Source organism: uncultured Microbacterium sp., assembly GCF_963521645.1.
GTDB lineage: Bacteria > Actinomycetota > Actinomycetes > Actinomycetales > Microbacteriaceae > Microbacterium.
This window is the reverse complement of the sequence record NZ_CAUQVQ010000007.1, coordinates 31968-54024: the sequence shown is the minus strand read 5'-3', so window position 1 is coordinate 54024 and position 22057 is coordinate 31968. Positions and strand designations below refer to the sequence as shown.

Annotated in this window: 20 protein-coding genes; 6 read left to right on the top strand and 14 right to left on the bottom strand. The window is 70.1% G+C overall.

What is annotated here, in order from left to right; all coding sequences use genetic code 11:
* The first annotated feature begins 6 nt into the window (after window positions 1–6).
* Complete coding sequence (locus tag RWO82_RS03525; protein WP_314423402.1) at window positions 7–1560, top strand: phospholipid carrier-dependent glycosyltransferase; 1554 nt, start codon at window positions 7–9, stop codon at window positions 1558–1560.
* Window positions 1561–1577: 17 nt separating this feature from the next.
* Here RWO82_RS03525 and RWO82_RS03520 read toward each other — a convergent pair whose 3' ends face one another.
* The gene (locus RWO82_RS03520; RefSeq protein ID WP_314423401.1) at window positions 1578–2945 is read right to left on the bottom strand and encodes an amino acid permease; all 1368 of its coding nucleotides are present in this window, start codon (window positions 2943–2945) and stop codon (window positions 1578–1580) included.
* A gap of 42 nt (window positions 2946–2987) precedes the next feature.
* Here RWO82_RS03520 and RWO82_RS03515 point away from each other — a divergent pair, with 42 nt between their 5' ends.
* Window positions 2988–3206: a hypothetical protein gene (locus tag RWO82_RS03515; RefSeq protein WP_314423398.1), complete on the top strand. Its 219-nt coding sequence runs from the start codon at window positions 2988–2990 to the stop codon at window positions 3204–3206.
* Window positions 3207–3213: 7 nt separating this feature from the next.
* Here the strand turns inward: RWO82_RS03515 and RWO82_RS03510 are convergent, their stop codons facing one another.
* The 4 genes from RWO82_RS03510 to RWO82_RS03495 all read right to left on the bottom strand — a co-directional run bounded on the left by RWO82_RS03510 (window position 3214) and on the right by RWO82_RS03495 (window position 7712).
* Entirely contained in the window at window positions 3214–5013 is a 1800-nt protein-coding gene (locus RWO82_RS03510) for a DUF255 domain-containing protein (RefSeq protein ID WP_314423396.1), read from the bottom strand.
* Window positions 5014–5060: 47 nt separating this feature from the next.
* Complete coding sequence (gene msuE / locus RWO82_RS03505; protein WP_314423393.1) at window positions 5061–5633, bottom strand: FMN reductase; 573 nt, start codon at window positions 5631–5633, stop codon at window positions 5061–5063.
* A 76-nt stretch (window positions 5634–5709) separates the two neighbouring features.
* Window positions 5710–6546: an aldo/keto reductase gene (locus tag RWO82_RS03500; protein ID WP_314423390.1), complete on the bottom strand. Its 837-nt coding sequence runs from the start codon at window positions 6544–6546 to the stop codon at window positions 5710–5712.
* The gene (locus tag RWO82_RS03495; RefSeq protein ID WP_314423387.1) at window positions 6543–7712 is read right to left on the bottom strand and encodes a heparan-alpha-glucosaminide N-acetyltransferase domain-containing protein; all 1170 of its coding nucleotides are present in this window, start codon (window positions 7710–7712) and stop codon (window positions 6543–6545) included. The genes RWO82_RS03500 and RWO82_RS03495 overlap by 4 nt, the downstream gene beginning before the upstream one ends.
* 42 nt (window positions 7713–7754) lie before the next feature.
* Between RWO82_RS03495 and hrpA the strand changes: the two genes are divergently transcribed.
* The gene (hrpA, locus tag RWO82_RS03490; protein ID WP_399540706.1) at window positions 7755–11657 is read left to right on the top strand and encodes an ATP-dependent RNA helicase HrpA; all 3903 of its coding nucleotides are present in this window, start codon (window positions 7755–7757) and stop codon (window positions 11655–11657) included.
* 9 nt (window positions 11658–11666) lie between these two features.
* A complete protein-coding gene (locus RWO82_RS03485) occupies window positions 11667–12611 on the top strand; it encodes an NADP-dependent oxidoreductase (RefSeq protein ID WP_314423381.1) in 945 nt (314 codons plus the stop codon).
* Between the two features lie 4 nt (window positions 12612–12615).
* On the opposite strand, the gene RWO82_RS03480 is transcribed toward RWO82_RS03485, so the two are convergent.
* The 9 genes from RWO82_RS03480 to RWO82_RS03440 all read right to left on the bottom strand — a co-directional run bounded on the left by RWO82_RS03480 (window position 12616) and on the right by RWO82_RS03440 (window position 19951).
* The gene (locus tag RWO82_RS03480) at window positions 12616–12900 is read right to left on the bottom strand and encodes a WXG100 family type VII secretion target (protein WP_314423376.1); all 285 of its coding nucleotides are present in this window, start codon (window positions 12898–12900) and stop codon (window positions 12616–12618) included.
* Entirely contained in the window at window positions 12897–13382 is a 486-nt protein-coding gene (locus RWO82_RS03475; RefSeq protein ID WP_314423374.1) for a hypothetical protein, read from the bottom strand. Before RWO82_RS03475 ends, RWO82_RS03480 begins: the two co-directional genes overlap by 4 nt.
* A 16-nt stretch (window positions 13383–13398) precedes the next feature.
* A complete protein-coding gene (locus tag RWO82_RS03470; protein ID WP_314423371.1) occupies window positions 13399–13593 on the bottom strand; it encodes a hypothetical protein in 195 nt (64 codons plus the stop codon).
* Window positions 13594–13696: 103 nt separating this feature from the next.
* Window positions 13697–14827, bottom strand: a complete 1131-nt coding sequence (locus RWO82_RS03465; protein ID WP_314423368.1) for an LLM class flavin-dependent oxidoreductase — start codon at window positions 14825–14827, stop codon at window positions 13697–13699.
* 5 nt (window positions 14828–14832) lie between these two features.
* Window positions 14833–15645: an ABC transporter ATP-binding protein gene (locus RWO82_RS03460; RefSeq protein WP_314423365.1), complete on the bottom strand. Its 813-nt coding sequence runs from the start codon at window positions 15643–15645 to the stop codon at window positions 14833–14835.
* A complete protein-coding gene (locus RWO82_RS03455; protein WP_314423363.1) occupies window positions 15642–16544 on the bottom strand; it encodes an ABC transporter ATP-binding protein in 903 nt (300 codons plus the stop codon). The genes RWO82_RS03460 and RWO82_RS03455 overlap by 4 nt, the downstream gene beginning before the upstream one ends.
* Window positions 16537–17406 carry an ABC transporter permease gene (locus tag RWO82_RS03450; RefSeq protein WP_314423360.1) on the bottom strand — a complete coding sequence of 290 codons (870 nt, stop codon included), beginning with the start codon at window positions 17404–17406 and terminating at the stop codon, window positions 16537–16539. The genes RWO82_RS03455 and RWO82_RS03450 overlap by 8 nt, the downstream gene beginning before the upstream one ends.
* Window positions 17403–18425 (bottom strand): ABC transporter permease, encoded by a 1023-nt coding sequence (locus RWO82_RS03445; RefSeq protein WP_314423357.1) that lies wholly within the window; start codon window positions 18423–18425, stop codon window positions 17403–17405. Before RWO82_RS03445 ends, RWO82_RS03450 begins: the two co-directional genes overlap by 4 nt.
* Before the next feature lie 5 nt (window positions 18426–18430).
* The gene (locus RWO82_RS03440; RefSeq protein WP_314423354.1) at window positions 18431–19951 is read right to left on the bottom strand and encodes an ABC transporter substrate-binding protein; all 1521 of its coding nucleotides are present in this window, start codon (window positions 19949–19951) and stop codon (window positions 18431–18433) included.
* Between the two features lie 118 nt (window positions 19952–20069).
* Between RWO82_RS03440 and RWO82_RS03435 the strand changes: the two genes are divergently transcribed.
* Together RWO82_RS03435 and RWO82_RS03430 are read left to right on the top strand one after the other, a co-directional pair.
* Window positions 20070–20759 carry a hypothetical protein gene (locus RWO82_RS03435; protein ID WP_314423351.1) on the top strand — a complete coding sequence of 230 codons (690 nt, stop codon included), beginning with the start codon at window positions 20070–20072 and terminating at the stop codon, window positions 20757–20759.
* The gene (locus tag RWO82_RS03430) at window positions 20756–22048 is read left to right on the top strand and encodes an aminotransferase class I/II-fold pyridoxal phosphate-dependent enzyme (RefSeq protein ID WP_314423348.1); all 1293 of its coding nucleotides are present in this window, start codon (window positions 20756–20758) and stop codon (window positions 22046–22048) included. Before RWO82_RS03435 ends, RWO82_RS03430 begins: the two co-directional genes overlap by 4 nt.
* The last annotated feature ends 9 nt before the right edge of the window (window positions 22049–22057 follow it).

Sequence of the window (22057 nt, the reverse complement as noted above, 5' to 3'; positions counted from 1 at the left end):
GGAGCGGTGACCGCGCCCGAGCCCCTCATGCCCTCTCTCGACGAGCGGCCGACGCGGTTCGAGCGCCTGCGCGACCGCCTGCAGGACGACCCCGGCTGGGGGCCGATGCTGAGATGGTTCGCGCCCTTCATCGTGACGGTCGTCGCGGCGGTGCTGCGCCTGGTCAACCTGGGGCACCCGCATCAACTCGCGTTCGACGAGACGTACTACGTCAAGGACGCCTGGTCTCTGTGGACCCTGGGCTATGAGGGCACGTGGGGAGAGAAGGCGAACGAGGCGTTCATCACCCTGCAGGAGCTGCCTCTCGCCGACAACGGATCCTTCGTCGTGCACCCTCCGCTGGGCAAGTGGCTGATCGCGCTCGGCATGTCGATCGGCGGACCCGACAACTCCGTCGGATGGCGGCTCGCGACGGCGCTGCTCGGCACCGCCACCGTGCTGCTCGTCTACCTCGTCGCGCGCCGACTGACCGGCTCGATCGTCGTCGCGACCGCGGCGGGCGGACTGCTCGCGATCGACGGCCTGAGCATCGTGATGAGCCGTACCGCGCTGCTCGACGGACCGCTCACGTTCTTCGTGATGCTCGGCGCCCTGTTCATCCTGCTCGACCGAGACCGCGTGATCCCCGTCCTCGAGCGCGTCGACGCCGACTCCCCCGAACCGCTCTGGGGACGTGTGCTGTGGCGACGCCCCTGGCTGATCGCGGCGGGCGTGGCACTCGGGGCCGCATGCGCCGTCAAATGGTCGGGCCTGTATGCACTCACGGTCTTCGGTCTCTATGTCGTCGTGACGGATGCGCTCGCCCGACGCCGTGCCGGGGTGGTGCTGTGGCCGAGCTCGGCCGCCTTCCGCCAGGGCCCCGTGTCGTTCGTGCTGCTGGTCTTCCCCGCATTCGCCGCGTATCTGCTGAGCTGGACCGGTTGGCTCGTGACCGACGGCGGTTACGCCCGCGACAGCGACCCGAACCCGTTCCTCGCGCTGTGGAACTACCACCAGTCGATCCTCAACTTCCACGTCGGGCTGACCAGCGGCCATCCCTACGCGAGTCCCGCATGGCAATGGCCGCTGCTGCTGCGTCCGACGGCGGTGTGGGTCGGCACGGATCCCGCGCCGTGCGGCGTCGACCACTGCATCGCCGTGATCTCGACGATCCCGAATCCGCTGATCTGGTACGCGAGCATCGCGGCCGCCGTCTACCTGGTCTACCGCCTCGTGCGTGCGGCCATCGCGCGGCGACCGATCGATCCGGCACTGACATTCCCGCTGGTCGGTCTCGCCGCGACCTATGTGCCCTGGCTGTTGTTCCCCGAGCGCACGATCTTCCAGTTCTACACGGTGGCGATGGCGCCCTTCCTCGTGATCGGCCTTGCGGTCGTGCTGCGCGTGATCGCGGGTCGACGCGAAGACCCGCTGCACCGACGCCAGGCCGGCGAACGCACCGTCATGGTGTTCCTCGGAGTCGTCGTGCTGATCTCGGCGTTCTACTACCCCGTGTGGACCGGTGTGAGCGTGCCGTACGACTTCTGGCTCGTGCACAACTGGTTGCCCGGCTGGGTCTGATCCCGGCCGATCCCACCTCAGACGCGGCGGCGGGTCAGGCGCGCGACGACGAGCAGCACGGCCATCAGGCCGATCGTGAGCAGCAGTTGCGCGCGGGCCGCCGGGTCGGTCATCGAGAGAGCGATGACACCGGCGAGCAGCACGACGCACAGCCATGACAGCCAGGGGAAGCCCCACATGCGCATGGGCAGCTGGGCTCCTTCGCGGTCGGCACGGCGGCGGAGGATGATCTGCGACACCGCCGTGGCGGACCAGATGATGAGCACGGTCGACCCCACGATGTTCAGGAGCACCGGGAGCACCAGATCCGGGAACGCCCCGTTGAGGCCCACCGTGACGAAGCCGAACGACACCGAGGCGAGCACCGCGACGACGGGAACGCCCTTCGCCGTCGTGCGGGTCGCCACAGCCGGCGCGAGCCCGCGCTCGCCCAGCGAGAAGGCCATGCGCGAGGCGCCGTAGATGTTGGCGTTCATCGCCGAGAGCAGGGCGATCACGACGATGAGATCCATCACCAGGCCGACGCCGGGCACCCGCAGGGTCTCGAGCACCGCCGAGAAAGGACCGTTCGCGACGGCCTGATCGTCCCACGGCAGCACCGCCACGATCACGAAGATCGAGCCGACGTAGAAGATCAGGATGCGTACCAGGACCTCGCGCACGATGCGACGGATGTTGCGTGCAGGATCATCGGATTCCGCCGCGGCGATCGCCACGACCTCGGTGCCGCCGAACGCGAACATCACCACCAGCAGGGCCCCCGCGACGCCGGCGATGCCGTTCGGAGCGAAGCCGCCGTTGTCGACGAGGTTGCCCAGCCCCGTGGCCGGCATGCCGGGGAAGAGACCGATGATCGCGCACACGCCCACCACGAGGAAGGCGATGATCGCGGCGACCTTGATCGCCGCGAACCAGAATTCGAACCGCCCGTAGTTGCGCACGCCGAACAGGTTCACGGCCGTGAGCGCGACCACGAAGACGAGCACCCACACCCAGGCGGGGATGCCGGGCACCCGGGCGGCGACGATGACGGCGGCACCGGTCGCCTCGGCCGCGATCACCACGACGAGTTGGATCCAGTAGAGCCAGCCGACCGCGCTGCCGGCGCTTCGCCCCATGGCCTTCTGCGCATACGAGCTGAAGGCGCCCGAGCTGGGGCGCGCGGCCACCATCTCGGCGAGCATCGCCATGACCAGCACCACGATGCCGCCGGCCACGAGATACGAGACGAGCACTGCAGGACCGGCCATGCCGATCGCTTGCCCGGATCCGACGAAGAGTCCCGCGCCGATCGCACCGCCGAGCCCCATCATCGAGATCTGGCGGCGGGTGAGCCCCGGGTGCAGACCCTTGGTCGTGGTCGTGGTGATGGGAACCTCGGTCATGCGTGTACCTCCTGCGGTGCGGTCTCAGCCTACGATCTCCTCATGGGCGCTCCATCCGGCTTCGAGTTCGTCGTGCGTGGCGACGAGGTCGTCATCAGGCACCGCGGCGCGACGGCGACCGTGCTGAGAGGGACGAGGGCGAGCGAGTTCCTCACTCAGGTCGAGCAGGGCGACGCCCAGCTGCTGATGGCGCGGATCACCGGGAACTACCGGCGTGGCAACGAGCGCACGGCGCGACAGCATCCGCGAAACGCGCGCTGAATCCCGATCAGCGCGCGAGCGCCAGCTCGGCGGGGTCGCTCACGGGCAGTCGGCACACGAACGACCGGCAGTCGAACGCCTGTTCTGCTGTGCCTGCCTTGCCTTCGAAGAGCTCGAACCCGGCATCGGCGAAGGCGCGCGCCTGTGCCGGCGAGACGATCGCGACGGCATCCGCATCGGCACCGCGCGCAGCGGAGGCCAACGCACCGTCCGGCAGTTCCGTCACGACCACGAGCTGGCGTGGAGCATCGACGAGCCCTGCGGCGACGCGCAGCAGACTGCCGTGCGCGAACGGCTCCCCCACTGCCGGGGTGGCGTGCTCGCGCACCCTCTGGGCGGCGGCGTCGCGATACCGGTCGCCGGCACCGAGCAGCCACGCGGTGAGGGATGCCGAGGCTACGGCCGCCGCTCCCGACGGAAGATCGCCGTCGGTCTGATCGGGCGCGGTCGCGATGCCGTTCTCGGCCAGCAGCGGGTCGCCGGCGAGGCCCGCAAGAGCATCGTCGAGAAGCTCTCGCCCCTCGATTGCCCAGGCCGCATCGCCGGTGGCGAGGGCCAGTGCGAACAGGCCTTCGGCGAGCAGCGCGACGTCGGCCGTCGTCGCGACCGCCGACGATGCGATGCCATCGAGCGACGCCCGCACCAAGGCTCCCGAGGCATCTCGATTGATCCGGAGCACATGCTCGGCGGCTTCGACCGCGGCCTGCACCCATCCCGGTTCTGCCAGCGCGATGCCGGCGCGCGCGAGCGCCGCGATCGCGAGGCCGTTCCACCCGGTGATCACCTTGCCGTCGACCGCGGGGGGATCGAGGTCTCCCCTCTCGGCGATCGGGCGCAGATAGTAGCCGCCTTCGCTGCGCTGTCCGTCGATCCACGACTCCGAGTCCTGTGCGGCACCGAATCCTCCGCTCTCGCGCCGCAGCGTGCGCAGCAGGAAGTCCGCGATCCCGCGCACGGTCTGCACATCACCCTCGTCGAGCGCCACGCGCAGCAGCTGGGCGTTGTCGGTCAGCATGCGCTCATAGTGCGGCACCGTCCAGTCGCGCCGAGTGGCATAGCGGAAGAAGCCGCCGTCCTCGTCGCGCAGAGCCGATGCCGTCATCGAAGCGAGGGCCCGACCGACGGCGGACGCGGCATCCGGCGCCTCGCGGCGCACGAGGGGACTCTGCAGAAAGCTCAGCGTGGTCGCCACGGGGAACTTCGGCGCGCCGCCGAAGCCGCCGTGCTGCAGGTCTTCCTGAGCGGTGATCGTCCGCGCAGCCGCACCGATCGCTGCCGCATCCGGCAGGTCCGCCGGGAGCGACGCCGACGCCTGCTCGAGAGCGGTCGTCACCGCATCCGCCGATTCCTCGGCCTGCTCCCGCCGCACGGTCCACGCCTCGTGCACCGCCGCGAGCACATCGCGGAACGCCGGCATGGGCGGGTGCGGCACCGGTGGCCAGTAGGTGCCGGCGTAGAACGTGCGCCCCCTCGGGGTCGCGAACACCGTGAGAGGCCAGCCCAGATTCTGCGTGAACGCGGATGCCGCCGCCATGTAGGCGCCGTCGACGTCAGGATGCTCCTCCCGGTCGACCTTGACCGCCACGAAGTCCCGGTTGATCGCCGCTGCGGTCACGGGATCTGCGAACGACTCGCGCGCCATCACATGGCACCAGTGACAGGTGCTGTAGCCGATCGAGATGAGCAGCGGAACCTGCCGACGCTCGGCCTCGGCGAACGCCTCGGGACCCCACGGGTACCAGTCGACGGGGTTGTCGGCGTGGGCGCGGAGGTAGGGGCTGAGCGTGGCGGCGAGCCGGTTCGTCATACCCTCACGCTACGCGGCCCGCGCAGCGCGACGGAAGACGGACGGCCTCAGGAGACGAGCAGGGTCTCGGCAGGACGCGAGGCGGCGTACCCCACGAGAGGCAGCGCGCGGTCGGCGGCGAGAGCGATGCGCGCCTGCAGCACATCGGACGAGATCACGTAGCCGTCGAAGTCGGTGTTGCTCGCGTACACGCCGACCGGCAGCGTCAGCGCCTGGAAGAACGCGAACAGCGGACGCAGCTGATGCTCGATGATCAGCGCGTGGCGCTCGCCGCCTCCGGTCGCCGCCAGCAGCACCGGCTTGCCGACGAGGGCGTACTGGCCGACGAAGTCGAACAGGTGCTTGAAGAGCCCCGTGAACGACGCGCGGTACACGGGGCTGCCCACGATGAGCAGGTCGGCCCGCTCTATGGCCTGCAGTTTCTCCTCGACCCGCTCGGGCAGCTGCTCGCGGCTCAGCGCTCCCGCGAGTGAGGGACCGATGTCGGTCAGCTCGATGACCTCGATCTCGACGGCCGCGCGCTCGGCGACAGCACCGGCGATCGCACGGATGAGCGCCGTGGTCTTGCTGGGTTCGTGCAGGGAGCCGGACACGGCGACGACACGGTAGGGAGCTGTCATGCCGACGACGCTACTCACGACGACGCCCCGTGTCGCGATGTGCGACACGGGGCGTCATCTGTCGAAACGGAACGCCTCAGTTGACGTCGTCGGGGTGCGAGCCCACGCGGCCCGAACCGTCGAGCGGGTCGAGCGCGTCGATCGCCGCGATCTCGGCATCGGTCAGCTCGAATCCGAACACGTCGAGGTTCTCGCGCAGGCGCTCGGCGCGCACCGACTTCGGGAACACGATGAAGCCCTTCTGCAGGTGCCAGCGCAGCACCGCCTGGGCAGGCGTGACGCCGTGGGCGGATGCGGCGTCGGCGATCGCGGGGGTGCCGAACAGGTCGTACTTGCCCTGGCCCAGCGGGCCCCACGACTCGATGCGGACGCCGTGCTCGGTCGCCCAGTCGACGATGTCGCGCTGCTGATACGCCGGGTGCAGCTCGATCTGGTTCACGGCGGGGGTCACACCCGTCTCGGCGACCACGCGCTCGAGATGCGGCACGAGGAAGTTCGACACGCCGATGCTGCGGGTCAGGCCCGCCTCGCGCAGCTCGATGAGCTTGGCGAAGGCGTGCACGTAGTCATCCTTGGCGGGGGTGGGCCAGTGCACGAGGTACAGATCGACGGCGTCGAGGCCGAGCTTCTCGAGGCTCTCGGCGATCGCCGCGTTCGGCTCGTCGTCGTGGTGGCGGTCGTTCCACAGCTTGGTGGTGATGAACAGCTCGTCGCGCGGGATGCCGGATGCCGCGATCGCCGCGCCCACACCCTCTTCGTTGCCGTAGATCGCCGCGGTGTCGATGTGGCGGTAGCCGATCTCGAGCGCTTCGCTCACGGCGCGCTCGGTCTCATCGGCCGGCACCTTGAAGACGCCGTAGCCGAGCTGGGGGATGGAGTTGCCGTCGTTCAGTTCGAGTGCAGGAATCGTCATGCTTCCAGCCTAGGAGCACCCGGGGCGGGCGGGGCCGCCATCGCCGCGGCCGCACTCCCCGCGAGCCGCTCGAGCGGGCCCCGCCCCACGAGCATCGACCAGAGCGTCGTCGCCAGCAGCAGCATGATCGCCGTTGCGGCCCAGAACTCGTTGCTCGTGAAGAACCCTCCCGGTCCACCGATCAGAGCAGTGGAGAGCACGTGCGCACTGTACGCAGAGAGCGGCATGGACCCCAGCGCGGCGAGCGGCAGCAGCGGCCAGCGCAGCGGACGGCTGAGCAGCACGCACAGCGCGATGATCACGAGCGCGAACCCGCCGGATCCGAGGATCTCGGCCGTGCCGCCCGAATGCGGGTCGACGCCGAAGACCGCCGCGAGCACCGCGCCGAGCGGATCCCCGGCGGCCACCGCATCCGGATACGTGCTCCATCCCGTGCTCGACGGCGTCGCGCCCCCGTGCTCGGCGCTGTCGGCGAGACCCGCGAGCGCGCCGACGAGACCGAGGCCGTACCCGACGACCATGAGCCCGAGCCCCACCGCGAGCGTGGCCGCCGCAGTCTCGAGCCGCTCGACGTGCAGGCGCCCGAGAGCCATCCCCGCGAAGACGAACGCGAGCCAGACCGTGATCGGGTACGACCCGTAGAGCACCAGATCGATGCCGGGGCCCGACGGATGCAGTGCGAGCACCGCCATCAGCGCGAGCAGAGCCGGTCCCACGAGCGCGAGCACGACGGCCGCGACCACGAGCTTCCACGGCGGCCAGCGCAGGAACGGGATGACGGACACATAGAGCAGGCCGTACAGCGTGAGGATCACCGCGATCGGGGTGTTCAGCAGCTCGAGGGCCACGCCGATCAGGAAGATCACCGCACCCCGTCCGACGAGCTGCAATCGGATGCTCGGGATCCGCGCCGGATCGGGCCCGGCGCTGCGCCCGGTCATGAGGGCGACCGACACCCCCGCGAGCACCGCGAACAGGATCGACGAGCGCCCGTTGACGAGATCGCCCCAGGTCGACGGATCGAGGGCGTCGAACGAGGTGGACTCCCCGATGTGCGCTCCGACCATGCCGAGGATCGCGAGACCCCGGGCGACGTCGAGTCCGAGGATGCGCGGGGCGCGTCCGAAGTCGTGGAACCACTGGGTGGGGCGGTGCACGACGCTCATTCGACGATCGTAGAGGCCGATCCCGTCATACGATGGAGGGCCATGTCCTCCCCCGTCATCTCGTACCCCGCCGAGCTGCCCGTCAGCGCCGCCCGGGGTGAGATCGCCGACGCCATCCGCGACCACCAGGTCGTCATCGTCGCGGGCGCCACGGGATCGGGCAAGACCACGCAGCTGCCGAAGATCTGCCTCGAGCTCGGCCGAGAGCGGATCGCGCACACCCAGCCCCGTCGCCTGGCCGCGCGCACGATCGCCGAAAGGGTCGCGGAGGAGCTCCAGGTCGAGCTCGGCACACTCGTCGGCTACAAGGTGCGCTTCACGGACAAGGTCTCGGACGACACGCGCATCGCGCTGATGACCGACGGCATCCTGCTCAACGAGATCAACCGCGATCGGCTGCTCCGCCGCTACGACACGATCATCATCGACGAGGCGCACGAGCGCTCGCTCAACGTCGACTTCCTGCTGGGATATCTGGCACGGCTGCTGCCCGATCGCCCCGATCTGAAGGTGATCATCACCTCGGCGACGATCGACCCCGAGAGCTTCGCGCGGCATTTCGCGGCGGCGGACGGCACCCCGGCGCCGATCATCGAGGTGTCCGGGCGCACCTATCCGGTCGAGATCCGGTATCGCGGGCAGACCGAGGTGACCGAGGACGGCGACGCCGCCGAGGCGGCCGACGAGGTCACGGCCATCGTCGCGGCCCTGCGCGAGCTCGACCGCGAGGAACCGGGCGACGTGCTCGTGTTCCTGCCAGGCGAGGCCGAGATCAGAGACGCCGCGGATGCCGTGCGCGGCGCGTATGCGAAGGATCGCTCCCCCACAGAGGTGCTGCCGCTGTACGGCCGACTGTCGGCGTCCGAGCAGCACCGCGTGTTCGAGCGCAGCCGGGTGGCCGGCGTGCGGCGCCGCGTCGTGCTCGCCACCAACGTCGCCGAGACCAGCCTCACCGTGCCCGGCATCCGCTACGTGATCGACACGGGCACAGCCCGCATCTCGCGGTACAGCAACCGCTCCAAGGTGCAGCGTCTGCCGATCGAGGCGATCTCGCAGGCCTCGGCGAATCAGCGCTCGGGCCGCGCCGGCCGCACGAGCGACGGCATCGCGATCCGCCTGTACAGCGAGGAGGACTTCGACAGACGGCCGGAGTTCACCGAGCCCGAGATCCTGCGGACCTCGCTCGCCTCGGTGATCCTGCAGATGCTGTCGCTGGGCTTCGGCGACATCACCGCCTTCCCGTTCCTCACCCCGCCCGACTCGCGAGGAGTGAAGGCGGCGTTCGACCTGCTCACCGAGCTCGGGGCGGCGCACCCCTCGGGCGGCTCGGGAGCCCCGACGCTCACCCGCATCGGCCGCGACATCTCGCGCATTCCGATCGACCCGCGGTTCGCGCGCATGCTCATCGAGGCCGGCCGCCCCGGCAGTGCCGACGTCACGCGCGATGTGCTCGCGATCGTCGCCGGCATGTCGATCCAGGACGTACGCGAACGCCCCTCTCAGGAGGCGCCGCAGAGCGTCCGCGACGAGGCGGACAGGATGCACGCGCGGTTCGCCGACCCGACGAGCGACTTCCTCTCGATCCTGAACCTCTGGAACCACCTCAGGGAGCAGCAGCGGGAGCTGGGCTCGAGCGCCTTCCGCAGGCTCTGCCGCGCCGAGCATCTGAACTACGTGCGCGTGCGGGAATGGTTCGACGTGCACCGTCAGCTCCGCGGACTCGTGAAGACGAAGGACGCATCGGGGTCGTCCACGGCGGATCCGGATGCGATCCACCGCGCGCTCCTGTCGGGGCTCCTCTCGCAGATCGGCATCCTCGACGAGCGCAAGACCGGCAAGGGGATCGACCCGAAGAAGAAGAGAATGGCGGAGTATCGCGGCGCTCGCGGCATCCGCTTCTCGATCTTCCCCGGCTCCGCGCTGCGCAAGAAGAGCCCTCAGGCCGTCATGGCGGCCGAGATCGTCGAGACGTCGCGCACTTATGCGCGCACGGTCGCCGCGATCGACCCCGCCTGGGCCGAGGCCCTGGCGGGTGACCTCGCGAAGCGACAGGTCACCGAGCCGCACTGGTCGAAAGACGCGGGCGCCGCCGTCGCGTACGAGAAGGTCACGCTGTTCGGAGTGGAGATCATCCCCCGACGGCGCGTGCAGTTCGCTCGCATCGACCGGGCCGCGTCGCGGGAGCTCTTCGTGCGGCACGCCCTGGTCGAGGGCGAATGGGATCCGTCGCGCATCGACAAGCGCGTCAGCGCGTTCTGGCGCAGCAACGCCGAGCTGCGCAGACGCCTCGAGAAGCTCGAGGAGCGCGAGCGGCGCCGCGACATCCTCGCCGGCGACGAGGCCGTCTTCCGCTTCTACGACGAGCGCATCCCCGCCGACGTCTTCGACGTGCGCTCCTTCGAGAGATGGTGGCGCGAGACGCTCTCCACCACGCCGAAGCTGCTCGTGATGCGCGAGGCCGACCTGCTCGACGACGAGGGCCGGGCCGATCAGCACGAGTTCCCGAGCAGGTGGACCCAGGGCGACCAGGTGCTGGGGCTGGCCTACCGCTTCGAACCCGGCGCGCCCGACGACGGCGTGAGCGTGGTCATCCCGCTCCCCCTGCTCGCGCAGATCGAGAACCGCGGTTTCGACTGGCAGGTGCCGGGGCTGCGCGCCGAGCTCGTGACGGGGCTGCTGCGGGCGCTGCCCAAGGCGATCCGGCGACACGTCGTGCCCGCGGCCGACTGGGCCGAGAAGTTCGGCGCGGAGCTTGCCGGCGACGGGCCGGAGTCGCACGGCGGCATGCCCGCGCGCACGCTCAAAGAGGCTCTCGCCCGGCTCATCCAGCCGCTCGCCAACCAGCTCGTCTCGGCCGCCGACTTCGATGACGACCGTGTGCCGGCGCACCTGCGCATGAACTTCCGCGCGGTCGACGAGCGCGGTCGGGTCGCGGGGTCGAACCGCGACCTGAGCGCGCTGCAGGCGCAGCTCGCCGACCGGGCACGCAGCAGCGTTGCCCGGTCGATCGCCGCGCCGCCCCGTCGTCCCGGCCCCGCGAAGGGCCCTCAGCCCGCGGCACCGGCTCCGTCGGTCGAACAGGACGGACTCACCGGCTGGACGTTCGGTGATCTGCCCGAAGTGCTCGACACCCGCGTCGCCGGTGGAGTGGTGCGCGGGTACCCCGCGATCGTCGATCAGGGCAAGACCGTGTCGGTGCGGGTCGAGTCGACGGCCGACGCGGCGGCCGCAGCCACTCGTGCCGGTGTGCGTCGGCTCGTCCTGCTCGGAGCGCCCTCGCCGTCGTCGTACGTGCAGCAGCACCTCACGAGTCAGGAGAAGCTCGCCCTCGCGGCGTCGCCGTACCAGTCCGCCGCGGCCCTCATCGAAGACTGCCGCGCAGCCGTGGTGCAGAACGTGATCGACCGCACGGTTCCGGGCGGCATCGTGCGCACCGAGGCCGAGTTCGTGCGCGTGCGCGACACCGTCTCGGCATCCCTGGTCGACGACCTCTTCGCGTGCGTGTCGCTCGTCGCCCGCATCCTCACGAAGTCCCGAGAGGTGGAACGCGGCATCAAGTCGCAGAACTCCCTCGCGCTGCTCGGGCCCCTGAACGACATCCGCACCCAGCTCTCGGGTCTGCTGCACGCGGGATTCGTCTCCGCCGCGGGAGTCGAGCGCCTCGCACACTTCCCGCGCTACCTCGACGGGATGCTCGAGCGGCTGAGGACGCTCGCGAACGAACCCGGCAAGGACCGTACGCGCATGAGCGAGTTCGAGCGCATGGCGAAGGCGTTCGAGGATGCCGGGGGCACGATCCCCCTCGCTCCCGATGCACCGGCCGCACTCGTCGAGACGCGCTGGCTGCTCGAGGAGTATCGCGTGAGCGTGTTCGCGCAGCGACTCGGCACCGCGCAGCCCGTCTCGCCGCAGCGCATCATGAAGGTGCTGTCGTCGCGGGGGTAGCCTGAGGACATGGCTCGCGCGATCGTCTACACAGAGTTCGGTTCCCCTGACGTACTGCACGAGATGGAGGTACCGGATCCGATCGCGCTGAGCGGCGAGGTCGTCGTGCGCATCGACGCTGCCGGCGTCAATCCGATCGACGCCAAGCTGCGCTCGGCGAAGCGACCGTCACCGCCGATCGAGGAGCCTCGCACGGTCGGCTTCGACGGCGCGGGAGTGATCGAGTCGCTGGCAGACGACGTCGACGGGTTCGTGGTGGGTGACCGCGTCGCTATCCGTGACACCCGCGGCACCTACTCCAGTCTTCTCGCCGTCCCGGCGGAACATCTCGTGCTGCTTCCGGATGCCGTGACCGCTGCGGAGGGCGCCGCCATCGGCATCCCCGCCGGCACCGCGTATCAGGCGCTGAAGTCGCTCGGCGTCGGCGAGGGCGACGTGCTGCTCGTTCACGGCGGCTCGGGGTCGGTGGGTCAGGCCGTCGTGCAGTTCGCGGTCGCGTGGGGCGCCACCGTCATCGCCACCGCCAGCCCTGCGCGGCACGACCTGCTCCGCGAGCTCGGTGCGATCCCGGTCGCCTACGGCGAAGGACTGCTCGAACGCGTGCGCGAGGCGGCTACCGACGGCGTGACCGTCGCACTCGACTGCGCAGGCACCGACGAGGCCATCGAGGTGTCGCTCGCACTCGTCAGCGACCGCGACCGCATCGCGACGATCGTCCGCGGCCCGGACGCCGCATCCTTCGGCATCCGCGCTTTCTCGGGCGGGGCACCGCAGCCTCTCACCGAGCAGGAGCTGGCGTGGCGGGCCGAGGCCCTCGGCGCGACCATCGATCTGCTCGCAGCCGGCGATTTCACGATCGAGCTCGGTCCCGAGCTCCCCCTCGCCGAAGCGGCGCAGGCCCACGAGCTGGTGGAGTCCGGCGCGGCCTCGGGCAAGATCGTCTTGATCCCGTAGAGCCTCAGGACCAGATGCGGGCGGCCGTGTCGGCCGTCGCCCTCGAGATCGAGTTCGCGGTGATCAGACGGCGGGTGGCTTCGGCGAGCGCCGCTTTCAGTTTCGCCAGCGCCGCAGACCAGTGCTGCTGAGCGCGGGCGTAGGTGCGGCGTGCCTCACCGCTCCAGGCGGACTCCAGCCTCGCGACCTCAGAATCGAGGGTGGCGAGTTCGTGCTCGACGGCTTTCACCGCGAGCGCGAGCTGCGCGATCTTCTGTGCGACGGCGTCGTGGCGGACCGAGACCCTCATCGCAGCTCCGAGAGTTCTCGCGAGAGGTCGAGCTCGCGAAGCACATAGGGCTGCGAGACGGACTCCGTGAGGTAGTAGGTGAAGAAGATCACCGCGGCTTCGTCGGCCGTGAAGATCTCGTTCGAGAACACGCGAACCGCGCGGTCATCGCTAATCGGGATGAGGGTGGTCGAGGCGTCCGCGGGCTCGGGTCTGCCGACCGTGTACAGGTGGCTCTCCCCGTCGGGGCCAGGGAGGCGGACCTCCACGGTCATGGCGTCGGCTGAACCGGCGGCCTGCATGAACGAGTCGCGCGCCGGTACTCGGAATCCGATGGTGCTCGAAGGATCGGACCCGGGCCAGATGATGTAGGTGTACTTTCCGTCAGCATTCAGATGGCCGAGCATGAGACGCAGGTGATCAGGGATCGGCCGATAACCGTCGGTCACCCACCCCTGCATTCCGGCCGGCGATTGCTCCCCATGGGTGAATGGTGCTCTCACGGAACGTCCTTGCTATCTACTCGTGTGACAGTCCGTCTGACCAGGCGGTGCCGAAACCCGCCGCCGCAGTGACGACCCACTCGTGCCCGGCATCACCGGGCGCCGCCACCGCCGTCGACCCGAGCTCCCCGACGAGACGACCCACCTTCGACGCCATGGCGCGAAGCACGTCGGTGTCGACGTCGTAGAGGGCCGAGGTCGCTGCAGACATGCGTCGACGTTAGCAACCGTAACGTCGTCATATGCCTACGTATAGAAGGTATTCCGGTACTGTCGCTTGCCGCCGAAGGTCGACCGCGGAGTGCGAGGGTCGCTCAGGCGACCCTCGCGGCGTCCTCCTCCGCGCGCGCTTCGTCGCGCAGCCGCGCCCCCTCGCGCAGAGCGGGCACAAGTTCCGCACCCCAGTCGCGCACATCGCCCAACGGGTCGAAGCCTCGGATGAGGAAACGGGTCACGCCGAGGTCGTAATACTTGAGCAGCGCCTCGGCCACCTGCTGCGGCGTGCCGACCGGAGCCGTCGAATTGCCCGCAGGACCGGTCAGTCTTGTGATCCCGAGCCAGAGCCGCTCGTCATGCACGTCGCCGCGACGGGCGGCCTGCTGCAGTCGGTCGGCGGAGACGGGCACCGGCTCGTGCCGTTCGGGGCGAGCGAAGGTCAGGGGATTGCCCGAGGCGCGGCGGGCGATCACGGCCTCCGTCTCGGCGTAGATGCGGTCGGCCTTCTCCCATGCCTCCGCTTCGGTGGCCGCGATGATCGGCCTGGTCGACAGACTGAACTCGACGGTCCGGCCCTCCCGCGCAGCCGCCGCGCGAATCGTGCGGATGTTCTCGGCGACGTCGGCTAGCGGCTCGCCGAACAGCATGTAGACGTCTGCCGCCTTGGCGCCGACCTCGACGGCGCCCTCCGACAGTCCGCCGAAGAACACCGGGATCCCCTCGGTGGTCGCGGGCTTCACCGCCGAGAACGCACCCTCGACCCGATAGAAGTCACCGTGATAGTCGAAGGGCTCGTCCGAGGTCAGGGTGCGACGGAGCACGTCGATGAACTCGCCGGTGCGTCGATAGCGGTCGGACTTCTCGCTGAAGTCGCCGTCTCTGCGCTGATCGGCCTCGCTGCCCCCGGTGATGTGGTGGATCGCGACACGTCCCCCGCCGGTGAGGTGGTCGAGGGTCGCGAGTTTGCGGGCGACGATGGTCGGAGCGACGAATCCCGGCCGGTGGGCGATGAGCACCTTCAGCCGCTCGGTCGAGTGCAGCGCCGCGGCCGCGACTGCGAAGCCGTCGGGCGAGCTCGCGCTGTAGCCGATCAGGACGCGGTCGAACCCCGCCTCCTCGTGCGCGCGGGAGAACTCACGCACGTAGTCGGCGTCGATCGGCGGGCCGTCGACTCCCTTCGACTCCGATCCGGGGGTCGTGGCGATCATTCCGAGCAGTTCGATGGGCATGTGCGTCAGCTCCTGAGGGGGACGGGGGACGGGCGATTCGCCCGGGGCGTGTGGATGAGGGGCACCGAGTCGATGAGCAGCCGGGTGTAGGGATGCTCGGGTTGCGAGATCACACGGCGAGTGGGGCCGTCCTCGACGATGCGGCCGCGATCGAGCACGATCAGGCGATCGCTCAGGGCGGCGAGCGAGCCGATGTCGTGCGAGATCACCAGCATCGCGAGGTCGGTCCCGCGAGAATCGCGCAGCGCGATGAGCGCCTGCACGACCCGATCGCGACTGGCCGCGTCGAGAGCGCTCACGGGCTCGTCGAGCAGCAGCAGCCGGGGCTCGACGACGAGGGCGCGCGCGATCGCGGCGCGTTGGCGCTGCCCGCCCGAGAGCCCCGTCGGGAGCCGCGCGATGAGCTCCTCCTCGAGGCCGACGGCGGCAAGTGCCTCGACACGACGACGGGTGGCGTCTGCGGCGGGCACTCCGGCGATGCGGAGCCCCTCGACGATCGAGTCGGCGACGCGGACGCCGGGGTCGAGTGAGCGCAGCGGATCCTGGAAGACGTACTGCACCGCCCCTCCGCGTCGCCAGGCGCGCAACGCGCGGCTGCGAAGGCGGGTGACATCGCGGCCGTCCACGAGCAGGCGGGATCCCGCGGCGGGGTCGACGGCGCGCAGCACGGTCTTGGCGAGTGTGGTCTTGCCGGAGCCCGATTCGCCGACGACGCCGACGACCTCACCGGGCCGCACGGAGAGCGAGAGACGATCGAGCACGCGCACCCGGCCGTAGTCGACCGAGAGATTCTCGAGTTGGAGGATCGGAGCCGTCATGCGAGGAACCTCTCGAGTCCGTATGCGGCGTGTGCGCTGAGGAGCTCCCGTGTATAGGGGTGCGCGGGGGCGCGGAGGACGCGCGATGTCGCCCCCGCCTCGACGACCCGTCCGTCACGGAACACCTGCACGCGTTCGCACACCTGCGCGACGACGGCCAGATCGTGCGACACGAGGATCAGCGCGAGATCGCGTTCTCTGCGCAGGCGCGCGAGCAGCTCGAGCAGCTCGGCCTGCACGGTGACGTCGAGCGCTGTCGTCGCCTCGTCGGCGATCAGCACGGCGGGGTCCGCGGCGAGCGCCATCGCGATGAGCACGCGCTGGAGCATCCCCCCGGACAGGTGCGCGACACGCTGGCGGAGTACGAGGTCGACCCGACGGATGCCGAGGTCGTCGAGCATCTCACGAGCGCGTTCCCTGGCCTGTCGCCGCGCGAGCCCTGCCGTCACGCGAAGCGTCTCCTCGAGCTGTGCGCCGACCGGGATCGCCGGGTTGAGGTACGAGGCCGGGTCTTGGAACACCGCGCCGATGTGCGTGCCGCGCACGCGACGCCAGGCGGGCTCGGCGGCGTCGGTGAGATCGACCCCGTCGACCTGCACTGTCCCGCCCGTGATGTGCAGGCCCGCGGGCAGGATGCCGAGCAGGGCACGGCAGGTGAGCGTCTTGCCGCTTCCCGACTCCCCCACGATCCCCAGCGCCTCACCCGGTCGCACGGATGTCGACACGCCGCGGACGAGCTCCGTCCCGTCGGCTGCAGCTATCACGAGGTCGGTGACCGCGGCCGTCGCGGGGCGCGCGAGAGAGGCCTCGTCGAACGAGGGCGGCAGCGGAGCTCCGTGTGCTGCAGTCGCGCTGCGTGCGCTCTCGCGCGTCTCGACGATCGATCGGGTGTCAGACATGAGCCACCGCCTTCCGTGGGGTCGGAGCGTCCGCGCCGAGCACATCCCGTGCGGCGTCCGCGACGAGATTGAGAGCGCCGACGGTGACGATGATCGCGAGCGCGGGAGCCAGTGGACCCCACGGGCGCTGTCCGAGGTATCCGAGGTCGCTCGACAGCATCCCGCCCCATGTCGGCGCCGGCGGCTGCACCCCGATCCCGAGGAAGGTGAGCGAGGCCACAGCCAGAAGCGCCCCGCCGAGTGCCGACACCGCCGCGACCACGAGGTTGGGGGCGACCTGACGCCAGACGTGGCGCCGCAGGATCCACCACGCCGACGCGCCGAGATAGCTCGCGGCGTCGATGTACTGCGAATCGCGGACCCTCAGGGTCGCGGCACGGGAGATGCGGAAGAATCCGGGAGCGACGAGGATGCCGATCGCGAGAGTCGCCTGCACGAGACCGTTGCCGAGCAGCGCCGCGAACACGATCGCGAACAGGATGAAGGGCAGCGCCAGGAGCGCGTCGACGATCCGCAGCGAGAACCACTCGGCGAACCTCGGCACGAAGGCACTGATGGCTCCGGGCACCGCGCCGAGCACGAGACCGATGAACGCTGCGGCGACAGCGCTGATGAGCGAGGCGGGCGCCCCGGCGAACAGCCGCGAGAGCACGTCCCGGCCGAGATAGTCAGTGCCCAGGAGGTGCGCGAGGCTCGGCTCCTGCAGCGCGGCCGAGGCGTTCTGCGCCAGCGGATCCTGCGGAGCGAGAGCGGGCCCCGCGACGGCGAGCAGCGCCACGCCGACCAGCACGAGCAGCGCGAGCCTGACGCTCCAGCCGGCTCGCCAGAGGCGTGCGGGGGCCGACGATGCGATGACGGTCATGCGGCGCTCCGCTCTGTTCCGCCGGTGCGCGAGATCACGAGGTTGAGCACGGCGCCGATGATCACGATCATCGCGATCGTCACGAGCAGCACGCCCTGCACGACCGGCACGTCTCCCTGCAGCGCGGCGCGATTGGCGAGCTGTCCGAGTCCCGGCATGCCGAAGATCACCTCGGTGATCACCGCTCCGCCGACCAGACGCGGCGCATGGACGCCGAGAGTCGACAGAGCGGGGCCCGACGCGATGGGCAGCGCGTGTCGGAAGACGATGCGTGCGGGGCCCAGCCCGTGCACCCGCGCACCGATGACGTAGTTCTCCCCCAGCGTGCCGACGAGCGAGGTGCGCAGCTGCCTGGCGATGTCGGCGCCCGCATCGAGACTGAGCGCGACCGACGGGAGCACGAGGCACAGGAGCCATGCGCCGATGCTCTTCTCTGGCGGGGTGTACCCGGCCACGGGGAAGAGCGGGATCGCGTAGGAGAAGAGCAGGATGAGTCCGATCGCCGCGACGAACGCGGGAAGAGTGGCGGCGATCGTGCTCAGAGCGGTCACGGCTCTGTCGATCGCCCCTCCCCTGTTCACCGCCGCGAGCACGCCGCCGGAGAACCCGAAGACGAGGGCGAACAGCGTGGCGCCCGCGGCGATCGACAGGCTCACCGGGAACGCCTGGGCGATGCTGTCGGCGACGGGGATCGTCGTGAACCACGACGTGCCGAGATCGCCCGTGACGGCACCGGAAATCCAGTCGAGGTAGCGCACGAGGAACGGACGATCGAGACCGAACTGGTGGTTCAGTCGGTCCACGTCCTCCTGGGTCGCGACCTCGCCGAGTGCGACCGCGGCAGGATTCGCCCCGCTCGCGGCCCCGAGGGCGAACGTCACGAAGGTGGCGAGGATGAAGACCGTGACCGCCGTGATCAGCGTCGCGAGGACTCCGCGCAGCGCGGGCCATGCGCTGCGCGTGACGTCTGCGCCTTCGAGGTCGAGCGCGGAGCGCGCCGCGGCAGTCACGGTCGACATCGGACTCAGCCCTCGACCTTGACGTCTTCCCAGCGCTGCACGTCGAGCCAGTGCTGGATGCCCGTGACCTTCCCGGGGTGCACGAGGATCCGCGGCCAGCTGAACAGGAACGTGTTCGGCTGCAGGCGCACACCGACCTCGACCGCGTCCTGGATCTTCTCGGCGTAGTCGTCGGCGTCCGTCGGCGTGGCACGGGCCTCGTCGATCGCCTCGGTCAGCTCGGGCGGAGTCTGACGACCCAGGTTCATGAGCCCCTCGGCGCCGTAGAGCACTTCGAGTCCCTGGAGCGGTGACTGCCGACCGGAGTAGCTGTCGAGCACGAAAGGCAGTGTGCGCTGCACGTAGTTCTGGGCGACGGCCGCGGCGGGCAGCACGTTCAGGGTCACGTCGATGCCGGCCTCGGCCCACTGCGCCTGCAGCACCTCGGCGAGCGCGGTGTCGTCCTCGGTGAGCGAGAGCGTGATCTCCAGCCCGTCCGGGTGACCGGCATCCGCGAGCAGCTGCTTCGCGGCTTCCACGTCGTGGGGGTACAGGTCGTCGAGCTCGGGGCTGTGCGCGACGTATCCCTCGGGGAACGGCTGCCAGTTGGGTGTGCCCTGCCCGAAGTACGCGGCGTCGATCAGCGCCTCCCGGTCGGTCGCGTGGCTGATCGCCTGGAGCACGCGCTGATTGTCGAAGGGCGCGACCGTGCTGTTCACGTCGAGGGCCCGCACGGTGAGGGCCCTGATCGTCTCCACCTCGAGACCCGCGGCCTCCGCGCCCTCGACCTGGGCGGGAGGGACCTGCGCCACGTCCCACTGGCCCGAGTTCACACCGGCGACGACCGTCGCGGGATCCGTGACCGGCACGATCGAGAAGTCATCGATGAAGATGTGGTCGGCGTTCCAGTAGTCCTCGTTCTTCTCGAGGTCGGCGTGCGCGTTGGGCACGTACTCGGTGAGAGCGAACGGCCCGGATCCTTCCGGCTGTGTGGCGAGGGTCGTGACGTCGTCGAACGCCGCCGGGTTCACGATGAATCCGGTCTTGCCGGCGAACAGGTAGGGCACCTGGTAGTCGGCCTGATCGAGGTGCACGGTGACCGTCCGCTCGTCGACCACGTCGATGCCGACGACGATGCGCAGTTGGCCGGCGAGGGTGGAGTTCTCTTGGTCGCGGCCGCGCTCGATGCTCTGCTTGACCGCGTCCGCCGTGACGGGTGTGCCGTCGGTGAACGCGGCATCCTCGCGCAGGTGGAAGGTGATGGCGGTGCCCTCGGCGTTGTACTCCCAGCTCTCGGCGAGCCCCGGGACCACCTCGCCCTCGGTGTCCAGCTGCGTGAGCCCGTCATAGACGAGGGCGAGCGCATGCGTGTCCCACCCGGCGGTCGAGGTCACGGGATCCCAGCTGGTGGGCAGGGCCCATCCCCAGGTGAGCGAGGTCGTGCCTGCCGAGTCGGACGGGGCGGCGGTCGCGCCGGCGCAACCGGCGAGGGCGAGGGTCGCAGCGGTGGCGGCGGCGAGGAGGGGAAGTCGGGATCGGCGGGTCATGCAAGCGAAAGTATGAGCGGCCGCGTGCGGTCACAACCTCCGCGAAGCGAAGGGTCACGGTGCGCAACACTGCGAAATATCGCGTGAGGGCTCCTGGGTCGACAACAGGATGGAGCGTATGACCACGACCTCCTCCCCTGCACTCTGGGCTCCGCCCGCCCGCGTCCGCGGGACGCTCGCCGTCGTCGCCGGTCGCGGAGAACGCGCGGGCGTGTACGAGCGTTTCGGCCGTCGGCTGAGTTCCGACGGCTACACCGTGGCGGTCTTCGAGGGAGATTCCGAGGCCGCCGCCTCCTGGCTCTCCGAGGCCGCCGACGCTCCGCGGGTCCTCGTCGGATCGGATTCCGGAGCATCCGCGGTGCTGCGACTCGCCGCACAGGGATCCGCCCTCGACGCCGTGGTGATCGCCGGCACGCTCGCGGATGCCGAGGTCGGTGTGCCCGCCCCCGAGCTGCGCACCGCGTGCCCGGTGCATCTCGGGGTGCTGGCCGCCGAGACCACGATTGACGGCCTCCGCGCCGCAGAGCCGCTGCCCGCCCCCGCCGACCTCGCGGCGATCGAGGTTCCCGTGCTCGCCGTCCACGGTGGCGCCGACCCGCTCTCCCCGCTCGCCGACGTGCTCGATGCGCTCCGCGCCGTCCCCGACCTCGAGATCGTGGAGACGGTCGAGGGACTCCACGACGCCCTGAACGATCAGTCGCACCGCAGCGTCGCTGCAGCCCTCGTGCAGTGGCTCGAACGGTTGCGCACCGGCGACGTGCACGCCGAGATCGTCCGAGTCCGCGAGTCCGTGCGGACGACGTCATGACGGAGTTCTCCACGCGGCAGATCCAGGCAGGCTACGTGCCCGGGACTCCGCAGAACAGTGCCGTCCCCCCGATCTACCAGACCGCCGCCTACGAGTTCGCCTCGCTCGCCGACGCCGCCGATCTGTTCGCGCTGCGCACCACCGGCAACCTCTACAGCCGCAACGCGAGTCCGACCCAGCAGGTGCTCGAGGAGCGCGTCGCCGCGCTGGAGGGCGGAGCGACGGCGGTGGCCGTCGCGTCGGGCCAGGCGGCGGTCGCGGTCACTCTGCTCGCGCTCGTGGGCCGCGGCGGGCACATCGTCGCCGCCACCCAGCTGTACGGCGGCACGGTCGACCTGCTGCAGGAGACCTTCGACGACTTCGGCATCCCCGTCACCTTCGTCGACCAGGACGATCCCGCCGCCTGGCGAGCCGCCATCCGACCGGAGACGCGCGTGCTGTTCGCCGAGTCGGTCGCGAATCCGATCGCGCAGGTGCTCGACATCCGCACGGTGGCCGATATCGCGCACGAGGCGGCGGTGCCCCTCGTGATCGACAACACGGTCGGCACCCCCTACCTGGTGCGTCCCGGCGAGCACGGTGCCGACTTCGTGGTGCATTCGGCGACCAAGTTCCTGAGCGGGCACGGCACGTCTCTCGGTGGCGTCGTCGTCGATCAGGGCACCTTCGACTTCGGGCGCGAACCGGCGCGCTGGCCGCACTTCACCGCGCCGTACGCACGTGTGGGCGACTTCACCCTGTGGGAGCGCTTCGGCAGCGGTCAGGCGTTCGCGGCCCTGGTCAAGTCGAAGTACGTGCACGATCTCGGCCCTTCGCTGTCTCCCTTCAACGCGTGGCAGATCCTGCAGGGGATCGAGACACTCGACCTGCGTGTGGCGCGGCAGAGCGCCACGGCTCTGCAGCTCGCGCGGCATCTGGATCAGCATCCTGCCGTCGCCGCCGTGCATCACCCGGGGCTCGAGGGCAACGCCTGGCATCCGAATGCCCAACGCTATCTGCCACGGGGCGGCCCCTCGGTCTTCTCGTTCGACCTCGCCGTGCCGCTCGATGCCGAGACGCAGGGCAGCGTGGCGCGCGTGATCGACTCGCTGCAGGTGATCCGGCTGGTCGCGAACATCGGCGACGCTCGGAGCCTGGTCAACCACCCCGCCTCCATGACCCATTCCCACCTCACTGCAGCGCAGCGGGCCGCAGCCGGCATCTCGCTCACGACCATCCGGCTCTCGGCGGGACTCGAAGACCCCGCCGACCTCATCGCCGATCTCGACACCGCGCTGTCCCGCGTCTGACCAAGGAGC